The sequence below is a fragment of the Microcoleus sp. B9-D4 genome, assembly GCF_036705105.1.
Taxonomy (GTDB): Bacteria; Cyanobacteriota; Cyanobacteriia; order Cyanobacteriales; family Microcoleaceae; genus Microcoleus.
On sequence record NZ_JAUBTS010000017.1, the window covers coordinates 1 to 17028 of the forward strand.

The following is a 17028-nucleotide window of genomic DNA, read 5'->3' on the forward strand; positions in this document are numbered from 1 at the left end:
CAAAAAGGACGGGCGGGACGCCCATCCCACAATAACAATTAAAATTGTAAGTTATTTAATTCGCGATCCTTAGTAGATGGCGGTGAACTTTCTCCCCAGGACGACTCGCCACAGTCAGGTATTAGATTTAAGTTTCTTGCTAATACCTAAAATCTACAGCGAAAAGGACGAATATTTTAACTCTCTGAGTGGTGTTCCGTCATCCATTTTTGGTAAGTATCCTCAAGTTGCTTGTCTTCGAGAACGAGCTCTAGGCGGACTTTCACGCAACCGTGACGGGGTTGAGAGGCGATCGAATTTAAGATTTTGCTAGCTTTCTGCACAGAGGTAAATTCAGCCTTAACTGTCGGTTCTTCGCGATCGCTCTTAATCTCCGTCAAATCTATACCGGTGATGTTTCCCTCGCCTAAATCTATTTCGGCCAACACCTTCGGATCGTCGCCGACTTGTTCGACAATCAGCTTTTCCCACTGGATAGGTACTTGTACCATCCGAGTTTCAATTTCTTTACGCACTATAACTTCGCCGACTTTGCGCTTGCTGCGATTGATCACCAATCGTTCTTCTAGCAGGCGAATTACTTCTTGATCGACAATATCGAAGTTTTCCTCATCCTGATCAGTCTCCCAATTTGCATCAGTGCGATCGGCATCTGTTAGATTTGACATAACTGTTGAGGGATTTGTTAATTCACGGTTGCTAAATTCACTATCCGGTTCAGAGGCATTTTCTAAATACGGAGGCCCGCCATTTGCCGAAACTACCGGTAGCAGATCGACTTGATCCGAATTAATAGTTACAAACAGCGCTTTCTGGTGATAATCGACTTTTTTGAGCAGCTTAACACTTAATAAAAAAATGCGGGTATTTTCGCTGCCTAGCCCAGCCACCACAAAGTTTAACTGACCTTTAGCATCAAAATAGACATCTTTAACTTTGCCTACCAAGTGACCTTGGTTGTCTTTGACGGTAAAACTTTTTAGCTTAGTTCTGACTTTTTCAGGCACCCGGTTGAGACGGGTTATTGATTTGGCAGTTGCGATCTTTTCTGCTGATGCTTGACCGTTCATTTTTTAAACTTTCCTGCTTAGGGATTTTTATTATGAATTGGTAAGGGGAAATTGGTAAAGGCGGGGAAAGTGCATAAACGTTGCCAAAACTAGACAAGTTTTGTACCCCCCCCGCCACTCACATAGGAATTGCGCGATAGCTACCAATCCAATCAGACCTGCGCGGTGACAGAATTATGTCATTAAGGCGCAATTCCTATGCAATAGCTGTTGCGGTTGGTTTAGATCTTTTTATTTTTATTATCTACAACCGCAGTTCCATCAGTCTTAACCTCTAATTCTTCACGACGCAAGGTTTCTTCGCCTTCAACCGTGCTGCGAACAACTTCTTTTCTGACGTTGACTTCTTCCCGGACGAAAGCTTCCTTGTGAATGTCGGCCGTTTCTTCGTAGACTTCCATGCGTGCAACTTCCCCAGATTGGAAGTCAGCCTCACCGACTGAAACTACTCGACCCGCTTCTACCGGGGTTACTCGATCGATTACAACTCGTTCTTTTTCAATGGGTACTGAAGCTCGCGCTGTTTCAGTTTCCACGCGCTTGCCAACGGCTACTTCGCCTGTTTTTGCGCGGTGTTTGTTGGCAATCAAGCGTTCTTCATAAAGCTTGAGATTTTGGTGCTGCTGTTCGTTGGTTTCGTAGAGGGGGCGGTCGATATCGTAGCTGTAGTTGCTGCGATCGTAGCTAGCAGGAGTTGCAGTGCTTGCAGCGGCAGTTTCTTGATTGCGGTAGACGCCTCTCACCTGTTCTTCGCGATCGTAATCTATTGATTCTAATTCATTGTAAGCCGGCAATTGTTCTGCTTGAGCTTTGCTGCGAAGGCCTGTTGCGTAGACCCGATGGGCTCCGTAGTCGAAGCGAGCCGAACCGATGGGCAACAATACTTTTTTGCCAAAAATCCAAATACCGGTATCAATTACCAGATAGCGGAAACGACCAGTGTCATCAACCAAAGCATCATAAACCGTGCCTACTTTTTCATCAGAGTCGCCAGCATAAACATCAAATCCCTTGATGTCGTCTCCAGCAAAGATTTCTTCCTGATAATTAGGATAAAAGTCTGCTAATTTTTGAAGTGCCATGTGTTTTTTCCTCTTTGCTCTACTTAAATTAATAGTAGAAATTAATTCGTTCAGTTCCCTCTCCCTAAAGTCAGAAGTGTATAATTTAGGTTGTTTAATCCTAGAGGAATACTACGGCATCTCTGCTTCTGTGCTAGCGCGCTCAGCTATTTTAAAGATTGTAAAACTATACAATCGTCAACCTTATAACAACTATTAAAACTCAAAGCCAACCGTAGGAACACGGCATTGCGGTGTCCTACTCCCCCTGGTGGACACTCCTTTGTTCTGTGTCTACTGTTAATAATTGTTAACGAGATGGTAAAAAATCATCATTATATAGTAATAAACACCAATCAAAGCCCCTCATATTGCAGGAGAGGGGCTTCCCGAAAGCTAGAAATTTTAAGTTCAGAGTTGATTGAATTGAGTTCTGATAGCTTCTATCCGACTGCGGTTAACTCCCAAATCCGACTGTCCCAGACGCGAAGCCGATCGCACGTGGATGACTTTTGCTGCATCATCTACCAAAAATTCAACGTCATCAACAAACCCCATCAAAGCACTGGTGAACTCGGCATAGAGGTAATTATCAGTTGCCGTGATAATTTTAGTTTTGCCATAGGAGTCGATCGCCCCTTTGAGCTTGGCCATCGCTTCAGCAGCCGACGAAGTGTAAGCCAAAGGATCAATTTTGTGTTCGGCATCTTGACTGAAGCTGCTGACGCAGTTGGGGGAACTCGGGCACGCTGCGAGTTTTCCTGACTGAATCCCGATATTGGCAGGTCTGGTTCCAGCAAACATTGTTTTTTCTCCGGGTATAGCGATAAAAGTAGCGATCGACAGTATCGCTACTGCTAGCAGTGATATTAAAATAACTAGGACTTTTTTCAACGCTGTCGGCGATTTTGTTTCAACTGTTTGCAAAGGATTAGCCCTCCCGAAAGTGCAAGTTGGATATAATACCAAATCCGGCTTAAATACCCCCTTTATTTCTTAGTCTGCGTGGGCGAAGCCTGCGCGTCAGCGCTTAGGCAGACTTCGTTTGTATAGTAGCGGTTTCAACCGCCAAATCATAAAGGGGATGGCCAACCCAGATTTGGTTTCCTTTTCATATTAATTGAAATTGACCTCTAAAATTTAAAAATATTTCTTTTGTTCTTCAATTAACCAGTAAGTCAGCATTCTTCCTTTACCTTTAATCGGGATATGACCCCGTTCTTCCAAAACAAACTGCTCTTTCAAACGCTCGTAAGTTGCCGCCGTCACTTGAATTTTACCTGGCAATCCATTCGACTCCATGCGTGAAGCAACATTAACAGTATCCCCCCACAAATCATAGCTAAATTTACTAATCCCAATAATTCCAGCCACCACCGAACCGCTGTGAATTCCGAGCCTCAATTGAAAATTTTCTCCTATTTTGGCATTAAACCTCCTCAAAGCTGCCTGCATCTCCAAAGCCAAAAGTGCGATCGCCTCAGAATGATCCTCCCGTGGCGTCGGCAAACCCCCAACCACCATGTAAGCATCCCCAATCGTCTTAATCTTTTCCAACCCGTGCAATTCAGACAGCCTATCGAACTCCGAGAAAATTCCGTTCAAAATTTCTACCAACTGCGTCGGACTTTTGTGAGCCGAAAACTCTGTAAAACCAACCAAATCAGCAAACAAGACGCTCACCTCATCAAAATGCTCCGCTATCAACTTGTGCTCTTTTTGCAAGCGATCCGCAATAGGTTTCGGTAAAATATTCCGCAGCAATTTCTCTGTTTGCTCTTGCTGCAATTTCAGTGCTGCCTCAGCTTGTTTGCGCTGAATCAACGAACCGAGTTGCGTAGCAACCGCGCTCACTAATTCCAACAAGCGCGGCTGACATTTCAGAACTTTTTCGCGATAAAAAATCAAAATAGCTAACACTTGATTGTCCGCCAAAATTGGCACCCCAAAAGCCGCTTTCAATCCCACAGCGGCCGCAATTTCCGACCGTAAAAAAACTTGTTCCGGTGCAGTAGAAACATCCTCGATCCATTCAGACTGCTGCGACTGCCAAATCCTCCCCTGGAGTCCCACACCGTCCGCAAAAGTTAACTGCCAACTTGTCTGTCGGAATTGGGCAAAACTGGAGTCGCTGACGTACCTGCCTGTCGCGCTTTTTAAAACGCCCTCACTGCAAGGAATCCAAGCTTCGCCCAGATTCCATTCAATAGTTTTGCAAATTAAACCTAAAATCACATCTATAGCAGACTCAAAATCCTCAGATTTGCTAATAGCTTGAGTTGCCTGCAGCAGCAATCTCGTTTCCATTTCCACCTGGCGGCGCTCAGCTATTTCCTGGTGCAACTGGACGTTTTGATCGGTCAATTTTTGATTTTTTTCTTGCAATTGTATTTGCAATGAACGCACAGTAAGTTGATTGCTCACTCGCGCTAATACTTCTTTCACCTGAAAAGGTTTGGTGATATAATCCGCTCCGCCAACTTCAAAAGCTTTCGCTTTATTTATTCCTTCTTCTAGCGCGCTGAGAAAAATGATAGGAATTTCCCTAAATTGCGCTTGAGATTTTAATTTTTTACAGAGTTGGTAGCCGTCAATATCCGGCATCATAATATCGAGTAAAATCAAATCTGGTGCGCTCGATTGAATAGCATCTAAAGCCGAAAAGCCATTAGTAACTGGTCGAACTTTATAGCCATTCTTTTGCAATATTCTAATCAACAAACGCAGATTATCTGGCGTATCGTCAACTACTAAAATATCCGCTTGATAGTTTTCAGTTTGTTCCGCCTTCATCTGCATTATCTGAGTCCTCCGCCTCGGCAATTAAATTGAGAATTTTCTGGTAATCAAAATTATCGAGATGACCCTGGAGGATTTCCGCCAATTCAGGATGATGCTCCCTTATTTCGTCGATTGTCCTGACAATTAAGTCAAAATCAGCACTGCGGATTACCTGCTTCATATTGTCTATCCATTCTGCGGGAAGTGTAGGTAAATAAGCAAGCGCAGCATTAGGGATCGAGCCAGATAAATTATTGCGATCGCCTATTGAGATAAAGTCCGTTGAGTTAGAGTACAGATACTTCACCCCCAAATGTTTGGTGAGGGTATCAAATATATCTGTTTTGCGGAAAGGTTTGCTAATAAAATCGTCGCAGCCGACCAATAAAGCAAACGCTTGCCTTCCTTCAATTGTACTAGCTGTCAAAGCAATAATCTTTGGAATCGGGGAGTCGGGATGGGAAATATTCATTTCCCCCTTTCCTTGCTGCTCTTGCTCTCTCTGCTTGATTCTAGCCTTAATTTGTTTAGTAGCTTCGTAGCCGTCCATTACTGGCATTCGCACATCCATCAAAATTAAGTGCGGATGCCAATTTTCCCACATTTCTATTGCTTCCTGGCCGTTGGTGGCTTGTTCCACCCCGAAACCTAAAGGAGAAAGCATTTTGACTAAAAGTTGGCGGTTGTCTTCGCGATCGTCCACAATTAAAATCCGGTAGCACTGTTGATTGGGTTCCAACCCAGTAACTTCGCGGTTAAGTTGCGGAGCGGGAAGCTCAGCAGCATAAACCGCACCGACGGGAATTTCAAATTTAAAAGTGGTGCCGAGTTCCAGTTGACTTTCTACGACAATTTCTCCTCCCATCAGGCGGACAAATTGACGGCTGATATTCAATCCTAAGCCCGTGCCTTTCTGAATTTTTTGACCAGAAGCTGTTTGCACAAAGGCCTTAAAAATATTGCCCAATTCTTCCGAAGCAATGCCCACTCCTGTATCTTCAATTTCAAAGAGAAGGAAAAAACCGGGCACAGTTAAATCCTCCGTCTCATCCCTCCATTCAACGGTTGCAGAATTACTGCTAGTTCTCGAAAAATCCCGAATACTTCTTGTCGTATCAAAGCAAGCTGTGGGACTCTCCAATAAATCCATAAATCCCGACTTTTCTAACTTTATAACTCTTAAGATTATTTCGCCTCTTTGCGTAAACTTAATCGCATTACTCAGAAGATTAATCAGCACTTGCCGCAGTTTAATATCATCGGTTCGCACGTACTGGGGAACGTCAGCATCGCGCTGGAAACGCAACTGCAATTCTTGATTCTCTACCCGCAGTTGAAACATATCTTGCAAATCGTCAAGCAAGCGGTAGAGGTCGAAATTTTTCGGGTCGAGCGTCATCTGCCCCGCTTCGATTTTTGACAAGTCTAAGACTTCATTGATCAAGCTAAGCAAGTGTTCGCCACTACGGCGAATAATTCTCATATTTTCTCGGTTTTCGACAGTAAGATTCGGGCTGGGTTCCATGATTTGCGCGAACCCGAGTATGGAATTGAGAGGGGTGCGTAACTCGTGGCTCATATTGGCCAGAAACGTGCTTTTAGCTTTGTTTGCTGCTTCAGCAGCTAATGCGGCTTGTTGCAGTTGTTCTGTGCGTTCGTCAATTTGGGCTTCTAAGGTGTGGTGGTAATCTGCTAGTATTTTTTCGGCTTGTTTGCGATCGCTAATATCTTGAAAAGCTGCGATCGCATAAACAATATTTCCGCTAGCGTCAAAAATCGGCGTGGTATTGATCTCAATCGCAATTCTTTTGCCATCTTGACGGATTTCTACATCATCAACCTTGACAAATTCTCCTTTCAGTGCACGCAAAATTGGCAGATTATCCGGCGGGTAAAGCTCATCAGTATTAGCAACATAAAGTTGATAAGTAGCAGCTAATTGTTCCGCAGTGCTTTCCGGGATAGTGTCTGCACCCAGCAAATCCCGCGCTGTCTGGTTGAAATAGGCGATCGAGCCGTCGGGATGATAAACAGATACCCCCACTGGCAAAGCTTCTAAAAATTGACTCAGGCGGCTTTCACTCGCAGACAGGGCCTCATTTACTAGCTTTAACTCCTCGTTTACTTCTTGGCGCTTATGAATTTCATCTGTTAACTTTTGATCTTGCAAATAACTGTGAACTGCTTCCACTACCGTTAATTTTAAGTCTTCATTTTGCCAAGGTTTAGGGATATAACGGTACAATTTAGCATACTTGATAGCATTGCTCAGGGCTTCCAAATCAGCTTGCCCCGTTAGCATAATGGTCAGCGTCTCCGGCGAGCTTTCGTGAATTTTTCTGAGCAGTTCATCCCCTTTAATATCCGGCATGATATAATCGGAAAGCACCAAAGCAATCTCGTATTCATCTGCCTGCAAATCTGCCAGCAACTCTAAAGCATCAGCCCCCCCTTCAGCGGTTTCAATTATACACTGATCGCCGATCGCCTTTTTCAGTTCAATCTTTAAACTGTTCAAAACGTCAGGTTCATCATCAATACAAACAATCACAGGTTTTTTCATAAATTAGCCAGCCCAGATTTTATAGTCTCTATTAAGTCTTTGCTTTGCCAGGGTTTGTACAAACAACAGTATAAATCTGCTTCTTCTACTGCCCGCTGAACTGCCGCTGCATCCGCTTGACCCGTCAACATCACCTTAATAATTTTAGGATATTTTTGGTGAACTTTAATTAAAAGTTCGTCACCTTTAATTCCCGGCATCAGCCAATCAGAAACAACTACAATCACTTGAGCTTCTTCTTGAAAATCCTCAAGTACATCTAAAGCTTCATCACCACTTTCAGCTAATTCATAAAAGTAATCATTTTTAAATTCATTTTTTAGCTGCATCTTGAGAGTATTCAAGATATCTGGTTCATCGTCAACGCAAAGAATTACAGGCTTATTCATCTTTTCCTCTCTGCTTGAATTTTAGTAGGTTTACCGACATGGCGTGCTTTTACGTTATTGATTTCGGGCAAGGATGCAGGATATCTGTTCCCTATCTTATTTTAATAGGACTTCGGAAGATCAACCCAGTTTCTCCCAATAAATCTTGTATTTGTCAGCGAGACAGCGACGAGTGTCAATCGATTTTAGATTTTAGATTTTAGATTAAAGAATTGAAGCATTGACCCCACGGATAAATTCGGGCGTTTGTTTATCGGATACAGGTTTTTTATTTCTGGACGGATGAATCTGGGGGCTTGCATCCTGGATGCTTTCCGTCAGAGGGAATCAGCCTCCTGCAGGTAAGTTTTGTTTAATAAATTGGCAGCGAGACTGTAAAAGTTGTCTGCCCCGGTACAGAATCTACAGCAATTGTGCCTTGGTGTTTTTCCACAATTTTTCTCACAATATCCAATCCCAAACCGCTACCTTCGCCCGCAGATTTAGTCGTAAAAAAGGGCTGAAAAATTTTGGGAATAACTTCTGAGGGAATACCTTTACCGTTATCAGTAAACTTGAGGAAAATATTTGCCTCTTGCTGCCGAGTTTCAATTGTCAAAATACCTTTATAATCCATTGCTTGCAGGGCATTATGAACGAGATTCGTCCAAACTTGATTTAAATCATCGGGATAGCACATAATTTGGGGTAAATCTCCATAATTTTTCACTACTTCTATACCGTGTTTCAGTTGATTTTGATAAAGGGTTAACACCGTTTCAATGCCATCGTGCAAGTTCGCCTGAACTTTTTCTGGTTTGCTATCAAAGTGAGCGTAGGTTTTTAAGGCAAATACTACTTTTCCAGACTTCGCGGTTGCTCTTTGGATCAGGCTAATACTTTTTTTAAAGCTCGCAAACTGGTAAGCACTATTTAAAACTACTTCCCAATCCGGCGATTTAAAAAGCGGCAAGAACTCTTCTATTTTTTCGTAGATTTCCATGTCAACTAAAGTATCCGCAATTTCGTCGGATTTTTCAACCGATTCGGCTATCAAATCCGCCGCCAACTGCTGTTTAAATTTGCGTTTCTCCCTGCTTGTGAATAAAACTTCTTGATGGGTTGCTCTGTAGAGTAAAGCTAAAAAATAAGCTTTGCTTTCGTCAGAAAGTTGTTGATAAATTTCCGGAAAATTTTCTAAAAATTCGTCGGAAAAATTAGCTATATTATTAATAGACGAACCTATAATGCCCAGGGGGGTATTGATTTCGTGGGCAAGGCCGGCAATCAGTTGTCCCAGGGCTGCCATTTTTTCCGATTGAATCAAATGCTCTTGGGTAGCTTGCAGTTGGTGAAGCGCCGTTGCTAAATCTTGATTTTTCTCTTGCAAAGTTTGTTGCAGTGAACAAATTTTTAAATGAGTTTCTATCCGGGCTAAAACTTCTTCAACCTGAAACGGTTTAGTAATAAAGTCAACTCCGCCAACTGCAAAAGCTTTAACTTTATCCAGCACGTCATTAATCGCACTAATAAAAATAACAGGAATGTCTTTGGTTATTTCAGAAGCTTTGAGTTGCTGGCAAACTTGATAGCCGTCCATTTCAGGCATCATAATATCCAGCAGCACTAGATCCGGGGGGATTTTTTGAGCAGCAGACAATGCTAGCTTGCCATTGGGTACCGGGCGAACTTGATAGCCTTTTTCGCTCAAAATTCCTGTCAGCAGCCGCAGGTTTTCTGGGGTATCGTCCACTACTAAAATATTAGCTCGATTGGTTTTAGGTAAAGTTGAAGTCATCGGGTATTTACTGTTTCTCGCTGAACTCGATTATGTTCAAAATTCTGTCATATTCAAAATTATTAATGCAATCTTGAAGCTTGCCCGCAAGACAGGGATTGACAGTGCCGATTTGTGCGATCGAAGTCGCGATCGCCTCCATGTCCACACTCAAAATACTTTGCTTGAATTGGGCCATCCAGTCTGGAGAAAGAGAGGCGAAAGCCTCCGGTGTCAGCACATCCTGACTTGACTCCCCTAAACCTGCCACACTGACTGCTGTTGGATCTTCATAAATATAGCGTACTCCTAAATGTTTTCCCATTGCCACAAAGATATCCTCCTCTCGGAACGGTTTCCGCATAAAATCATCGCAACCCGCCGAAAGAATCACCGCCCGTTCTTCCTCCAAAACGCTAGCAGTTAGGGCCACAATCGCCGTTGCTTGCCCGCCAGTTGTAGTTTTAATCTGTTTCGTTGCGTCATAGCCGTCCATGACAGGCATTCTCATGTCCATCCAAATCAGATGCGGTTCCCACTCCATAAAAATATCAACCGCTTCTTTACCGTTATTCGCTTCTCTCAACTCAAATCCGAGTGGACTGAGAAGTTTTACTAACAGTTGACGGTTCAAAGGTTTGTCGTCCACAATTAGCAAGCGATAACTCGGCTGATTCGGTTCGAGGGCAACAACTCGGCGTTGAGTTTTTTTGCTTTCAATATCACTAGCTTCAACCAGATGAACTTGGATGTCAAACTGAAACACTGCACCCTTTCCGATCTCGCTGCTAACAGTAATTTCACCTCCCATTAATTGCACGAACTGGCGGCTAATAGCTAAACCTAAACCCGTTCCTTCCTGAGAATCTTTACCTGTTTTTGTCTGCACGAATGCTTCAAACAACTGATGAATTTCCTCAGCAGCAATGCCTGCACCAGTATCTTGAACTTCAAAATGCAGCCAGTAGTAACCGGGCAATTGGTCAGTGCTGTTTTTATGTAGATTCCGCCTTCCTCCTTTGACTTTCATCGATACTCCCCCTTCTGAAGTAAATTTAATTGCATTATTGAGCAAATTAATTAACACTTGCCGCAGTTTAACTTCATCAGTACAAATGTAATGGGGAACTTCTGCGTCTCTGTCGAAGAGTAATTGCAAACCTTTTTGCTCAGCTTTGAGAGCAAACATATCTTCTAAATCGTCGATTAGTTGGTACAAATCGAAGCTTTTTTCATTAATCGTCGTGCGTCCTGCTTCGATTTTTGACAAGTCTAAAACTTGGTTAATTAAAGCCAGTAAATGTTCGCCACTCCGCAGAATAATTGCCACATCTTCGTGATTTTCAGGAGACAGAGTTTTACTGCGGATCATGACTTGAGCAAAGCCGATGACCGCGTTCAGGGGCGATCGCAATTCGTGGCTCATATTGGCGAGAAAGGTACTCTTCGCTTTGTTTGCTGCTTCGGCCGCTTCTTTCGCCTGCTGCAGTTTGATTTCCGCTTGTTTGGTATCAGTAATGTCTTTAATAAAACCTTCGTAGTAAAGTAGATTTCCTGCTTCATCGCAGGCAGCGCGACAATTTTCCGAAATCCAGATTATGCTGCCATCTTTGCGGTAAATTTCCGATTCAAAGTTTGATAGTATCCCGTACTCATTCATCAAGGCTGCAAATTCGTCGCGGCGGTTGGGTTTCACGTAAAGCTGGTTATGGAAATTAGGCTGTGCTGCTATTAATTCTGCAGGCGATTCGTAACCGTAAATGTTAGCTAAAGCGGGGTTAGCGCTGATATATTTCCCGTCAATAGCAGTTTGAAAAATTCCATTCAAAGCATTTTCATAAATGTTGCGGTACTTTTCTTCTGCTTCCCGGAGGGCAGTTTCTGCTTTTTGGCGCTCGGTAATATCGCTAGAAATCGACAAAAAACAAGCTTCTCCCTCAATATCGATGGTTTCTATCGACAGCAGTGCCGTTCTTTCTGTACCATTTTTATTGCGAAACCTCAGCTCATAATTGTGAAGAGCCGTCTTATTTTTTAACATTTGAATCATGCGATCGCGCTCTCCCAAACTCGCCCAAAAATTTAGCTCTACCGCTGTTTTTCCAATAATTTCTTCGTGACTGTACCCCATCATCCGACAAAAGCTCTCATTGGCTTCTATGTGGCGACCATCGCTGATTCTAGTCAGGGTAATTGCATTAGGACTTAAACGGAAAGCTTTAGAAAACTTTTCTTTTGCCTTGGCAAGATCGGCGGTACGTTCTGCAACTTGCACTGCTAAATTGTCGTTGTATTCCTTTAATAATTTCTCTGCTACTTTGCGTTCTGTAATATCTTGAAAAGCGCACATCCCGTATATAATATTTCCTTGAGCGTCATAAATAGGAGTTCCCCAAACTTGCAGGGGAACAGTTTTGTCAGTCGAGGAGATTTCAATGTCATCAACAGTTACACTTTTACCCTGCAAAGCATTTAAAATTGGGTCGCGTTCCGCCGGGTAAATTTCCTGAGTACCCGCTAAATAAACTCGGTAGGATTGACGTAAACTTTCGGAATCGGCTGGGACAATTCCTTGAGATAAAAGTTGCTCTCCGGTAGGATTAATGTAGTAAGGTTGACCGTTGGGATCTGCAATAAAAATCCCTAGCGGTACTGCATTGAAAAATTGTTTGACTCGGTTTTCGCTTTCCGACAGAGAAGTAAATGAATGCTGCAATTGCTCGGCCATGCTGTTAAAAGCAGTGGCAAGTTCTCCGAGTTCATCTTCGCGATTCAGAGTGAGCTTTGTATCCCATTCATTCCGCGCCAAAGCTTTCGCCGCCGCATTCAATCTTAAAATCGGCTGAACTACCCATTTAGCAGTAAGAATCCCCAGAATTGTCGCCCCCATCAATGCTGCAAGCGACAGTAAAAAAGTCGTGCGCGTGTTGAGGTTAATTTGCTCCATAAAGTCAGACTCTGGTACAACTACTACAATCAGCCAATCCAACCCTCGATCGTCTTTAAAAGGAGCTACCTGAATAAAATTTCGCTTGCCATCAATATCAAAAGTAAGTTGTTGAGAATTATTAATTTTAGCTAAGCTATCGTAGGATTTATCTAAATGTTGTGCAGTTTGGCGAATTACCGGATTCTCGCTTTCTGAAGCTTTAATGCGTCTGGTTTCTTTACCTTCCACCACGAATTCTGGACTCGCCGTTGAAGTAGCAATTAACATCCCCGATCGCTCCATGACAAAAGTTTGTCCTGATTTGCCAATTTTGAGGCTAACCAGAAATTCTTTGATTCGGGAAAAGAGCAAATCGCTGCCAGCTACTCCTAACAATTGGCCAGCGTCGTCGTAGATAGGCAAAGCAGCAGTAATTGCCAGTTCCCTCGTCAAAAAATCTGTATAAATTGGAGTCCAAATAGGTTTTTTTGCCCCAGCGGCAGCTATGTACCAAGGGCGAGTTCGCGGGTCGTAAATATTGGGTGAAATTTGCACTAATTGAACGCGGTTTCCCTGAGAGTCCGCAGTATACCGAGCTAATTTATTGTCAGTAGAGATGTCAGCAGCCGATATCAAAATCCCATTTTTAGTGCGGATTGCTCCAGAGTGTTCTCCATTTTCTTTGCCTGTGTAAATGATGCTGATAGAATCAAAATATTGAATTTGTTCGAGGAAATGATGTTCTAGTTTTTGCTTTTCTTCTAGGTTCAACTGCCCCAGTTTTATGCCTTGAACGTTCAGGTGATTGACAATGTGGGGAATTGACATATAATTTTCCATGCGGTCTTTGATGCGATCGCTAATTTCTCCCCGCAACTGAGCGGCAACATCGTTGACTGCCCGCTGACCGTTTTGGAAAGATAGCCAACCTACAACTCCTACCGTGCCGACAATTTGCACTAAAAAAGGAACCACTAGCACGGTTTGTAATGGAGCTTTGCCGATAAATTTTGTAGCCAAACGATTGATGGGTTTAGGAAACATATTCATCTTAAGAGGAATTGGGAATGGGAAATGAGGACTTGGGCATTGGTAATGGTTGGGAGTTCGGATTGGAAACCATTTTCCCTTTGCTCTTCCTTTTCTCCTTTTGCTGTAGTTTACTGACAATAGTACCGTCGATCAATTTAAATCAAAATATAGCCTTTCTCAGTAACATGAGGTGCTTCTAGGGCATAGGCCTCCGTGGGCATAGGACTCGCCCCCATAACTCACAACGCTTGAGAACCGCTATAGCGTATTTATACTCCGAGTTTTTTCGTAACTACTGATACAGATAATTGGCGCGATCGCCCCTAAGTCGAAATCATCTTATGTATTGCACCATTCTCAATAAGCTTTTTATGAACAGGCTTTTCGGCCTGTTCCACAATAAAATTCACTTTTTGGGGAACAGGCCGAAAAGCCTGTTAAGCGAGAATGGTGCAAGATGTGAGTTTAAACAAACAGTAGCTAACCAGCGCACACCCCAAAAATCTGTATTTACCTGCGATTCAACTCCATCCTTTCGCCGTAACGTAAAAGCATATCCAAACTCTCCAAACGATTTTGCCAAGTTTGCACTTGATAGCTATTTTCGGCAGAATGCAAGCGCATCGAAGATTGAAATTGAGATTGAAAACTCCCCAACAATCTTTTAGCTGTTGCTAAACTTTCCCTAGAAGGATTTGCCGCCAACTTGCTCAAAGCTTGCGCCAATTCATCCGCTCGACTTTGCAAAACCTTCAGTTCAGATTCCGACATCCGCAACTGATTGTTAGCCAACAAAAAACTCCATTCCTGCTTGAGAGCAGTATACCGCGAAGCCGCCGCTGCAAACGGCTGTCGGTAAGGAATCGGCTCCGCAGCAGAAGTGGAACGCACTGGGGTGCCTTGAGTGCGGTTAAAAAACCCCTGCATCCCGCTGCTGATACTTTCCACCGCAAAAATAGCATAGCCCCCAGTCGGCAAATCGCGCAAAGCTTGAATTTGGTCGATCGCCACAACTTCCGGGAGAGTCAACAACTTAACCGAGGGAGAAATCAAAGCCGAACCCAGAATTTGTTCCTTTACCAGCGGTTCGGTGATGCGCTGAAGTCGGTTCGTATCCAAAGCATAAGTCATCGGCACAATCAAATCTACAATGCCCTGACGAGCCCAAACTTCCCAATTTTGCTGAATTTTGTAAATCCGCTGACTTTCCGGGTGTGGAAACACCGCCACCGACAGAATTGTGCGCGGATAATTCTGGCGCAAAAGCTGAGAAACTTCAGCTACAAAACTATTAATTTGATTAGTTTTAAACTCAACCCACTGCCGCCATAAACTGCCGTTCCTGGGGGAAATATTCACCGGATCAGCACCAGTCAACTGCCTAAATTGCTGCCTCGCCGCAATACCGTAACCGTAAGTAAAATTCGCATTGTCATCTTGAAAAGGATAGCGAATATAGTCTAATTGCACCCCATCTACTTTGTAGTTATTGGCAATTTCGCTGACAATTTGTAGCAAATAATTCCGCGCTTCCGGGTTCGCCGGATCGAGATAAAATTTACCATCGTTAGGATTTTGCGTGCGTCCTTTATTGTCAATATTAGCCCACTGTGGATGGGCGGAAAGCACCGGGCCTGGATAAGAACTAGGCTGGCCAATTAAAGTATTGTGGCGCTTATTTCCTGTGGCAAAAACCCAAACCCAAGCGTGCAGTTCCATGCCTCGCTCGTGAGCTAATTTAACTGCCGATGCCAGCGGGTCCCAGCCAACAGTCAGGGGATTTTGTTGCGGTGCAACTTGACTGGGATAAATGGTATATCCGGCATTCAAAGTTTCAAAGAAAACTGTATTGATACCGGCGGCGGCGAGTCGATCGAACACTGCCGCCAAACCCTGTTCAGATCGTGCTGCGACGATCGTCCCGCGATCGAGCCAAACCGCGCGAATTTCCGCCCCAACGCGCTGTCCTTCCTTCGGGTAATTTTCCCACAGCAACTGCCGCGCTTCCACCCACTGCGATCTCGCCTCCGCGTAGTTTTGCTCTTGCAGGAGTTGGTCGAAAGTTTGCAAAACCTGCCGCGCTTGGGCGATCGCCCGCCCCCTGATCGCTTGCAGAACAGGGGGGCGGCTGGTTGCCTGCCCGCCTCCGCCCTGTTCTGCCGCCACCAGTTGAGGGGAGGTAGCAGCATTGAGATTGATGGCGGTATTGGCTGAATTAGATGCTGTCAGGGCGCTTTCAAACCTGCCGAGGAGGTTAGTGAGTTCTTGGCGCATCAAGTACGCTTCAATGCTGACGATCGGCTTATTGGAATTTGGCTGCACGTCCAAACCCGCCGGCGCCGACTGATCAGAAGGGTCTGTAAAAGTTGCAGGAACAGGATCGGAAAGCGAGCCAGAGGGAGAAAGTCGGCTCAGCGGGGTAGTACGCGGCAAACTAGGGGTGTTTCTAGTGACTCTTGAGGGGGGAGTTGGCAGTGGGGTCGCGGCAGCACTGGGCGGCGCGGAGGGCCCAGAAGCGATTGTGCCTCCCCAGCGGGCGATCGAGGCTTGCAGCCAAGCCTTATCTACATTTGCCGAACCGTCGCTACCCCAGCGCCAGCCGAGATAGGTAGCGCGATCCGTGGCGATGGCTGCGGAGGAACCGGAACTATCTTTCCAAGTAGCAATAGTTTGACTGTTCGCATCAGCCGGAATCAAGACACCGCCTTGGACTGAGGCATTTTTTTGTTCTGGTGGCACCCAACTGCTAGAAGTAGTGCAAGCCAGATCCCGACAGCGGCTGCGCGGTTGCGGGGTCGCGGGTTGGGTTAACGGAAAAGCCCAATAGGCCCCAAGGAGCGATCGCAAAGATTGGCGCACCAAAGCCGGGGAACTGCGACCGACGGGGCCCGAAGCAATCAAGCGGCCGCCCTGAGAGGCCCAAGCTTCTAAAACTTTAATTTGCGTCGGACTCAAAGTTTCAATATTGGGCAAAAACAGCACGTTAACGCCTGTTAAATCCGCCGTACTTTTTATTTCTTCCAGATTGATTGGTTTGTAAGCAATGCCGCTTTCCCAGAGGCGCGTGGTAATCTTTACCCAGTCGGGAGAATTCTCGGAACTGCGAACAACGCCCAGAACTACTTCTGCGAAACTCGGAGAGGGAAATAGGATGAAGAGATTGAGTAATGTACTCGCTAGAGTTCCAATTAAGACTCTTTGCAAGAAAGTGAAAAAGCGAATTCTTTGAGCCTGGGAGCAGGCATCAGGCATTTGATAAGGCTTTTTGATTTGTTGCATAAATACGAGAAATACCCACCACGCCGCTAGGCAAAAATTCAATAACAATTAAGAGCGAGCGATCAATCCGCACCATATAATTTTCTATCCTGCCCTGCAACCTGAATCAGGAAAAAGTGCGATCGAGCGATTTTAGATTTTAGATTTTGGATTTTAGATTTTAGATTT

At 44.4% G+C, this 17028-nt stretch carries 9 protein-coding genes; all 9 read right to left on the minus strand.

The window, feature by feature from the left end; genetic code table 11:
- Positions 1–176: 176 nt before the first annotated feature.
- The 9 genes from QUB24_RS12755 to QUB24_RS12795 all read right to left on the minus strand — a co-directional run bounded on the left by QUB24_RS12755 (position 177) and on the right by QUB24_RS12795 (position 16833).
- The gene (locus QUB24_RS12755) at positions 177–1070 is read right to left on the minus strand and encodes a DUF2382 domain-containing protein (protein ID WP_333153519.1); all 894 of its coding nucleotides are present in this window, start codon (positions 1068–1070) and stop codon (positions 177–179) included.
- A gap of 221 nt (positions 1071–1291) precedes the next feature.
- Entirely contained in the window at positions 1292–2152 is an 861-nt protein-coding gene (locus QUB24_RS12760; protein WP_333153520.1) for a DUF2382 domain-containing protein, read from the minus strand.
- Between the two features lie 390 nt (positions 2153–2542).
- Positions 2543–3058: a DUF1499 domain-containing protein gene (locus tag QUB24_RS12765; protein WP_333153521.1), complete on the minus strand. Its 516-nt coding sequence runs from the start codon at positions 3056–3058 to the stop codon at positions 2543–2545.
- Between the two features lie 213 nt (positions 3059–3271).
- Complete coding sequence (locus tag QUB24_RS12770) at positions 3272–4930, minus strand: adenylate/guanylate cyclase domain-containing protein (protein ID WP_333153522.1); 1659 nt, start codon at positions 4928–4930, stop codon at positions 3272–3274.
- A complete protein-coding gene (locus QUB24_RS12775) occupies positions 4905–7475 on the minus strand; it encodes a response regulator (protein ID WP_333153523.1) in 2571 nt (856 codons plus the stop codon). The genes QUB24_RS12770 and QUB24_RS12775 overlap by 26 nt, the downstream gene beginning before the upstream one ends.
- Positions 7472–7864: a response regulator gene (locus QUB24_RS12780; protein ID WP_333153524.1), complete on the minus strand. Its 393-nt coding sequence runs from the start codon at positions 7862–7864 to the stop codon at positions 7472–7474. The genes QUB24_RS12775 and QUB24_RS12780 overlap by 4 nt, the downstream gene beginning before the upstream one ends.
- 352 nt (positions 7865–8216) lie before the next feature.
- Positions 8217–9641, minus strand: coding sequence for a response regulator (locus QUB24_RS12785; protein ID WP_333153525.1), 1425 nt, complete (start codon positions 9639–9641; stop codon positions 8217–8219).
- Positions 9642–9648: 7 nt separating this feature from the next.
- The gene (locus QUB24_RS12790; protein ID WP_333153593.1) at positions 9649–13593 is read right to left on the minus strand and encodes a PAS domain S-box protein; all 3945 of its coding nucleotides are present in this window, start codon (positions 13591–13593) and stop codon (positions 9649–9651) included.
- 498 nt (positions 13594–14091) lie between these two features.
- Positions 14092–16833, minus strand: coding sequence for a family 10 glycosylhydrolase (locus tag QUB24_RS12795; RefSeq protein ID WP_445300406.1), 2742 nt, complete (start codon positions 16831–16833; stop codon positions 14092–14094).
- Positions 16834–17028: the final 195 nt, after the last annotated feature.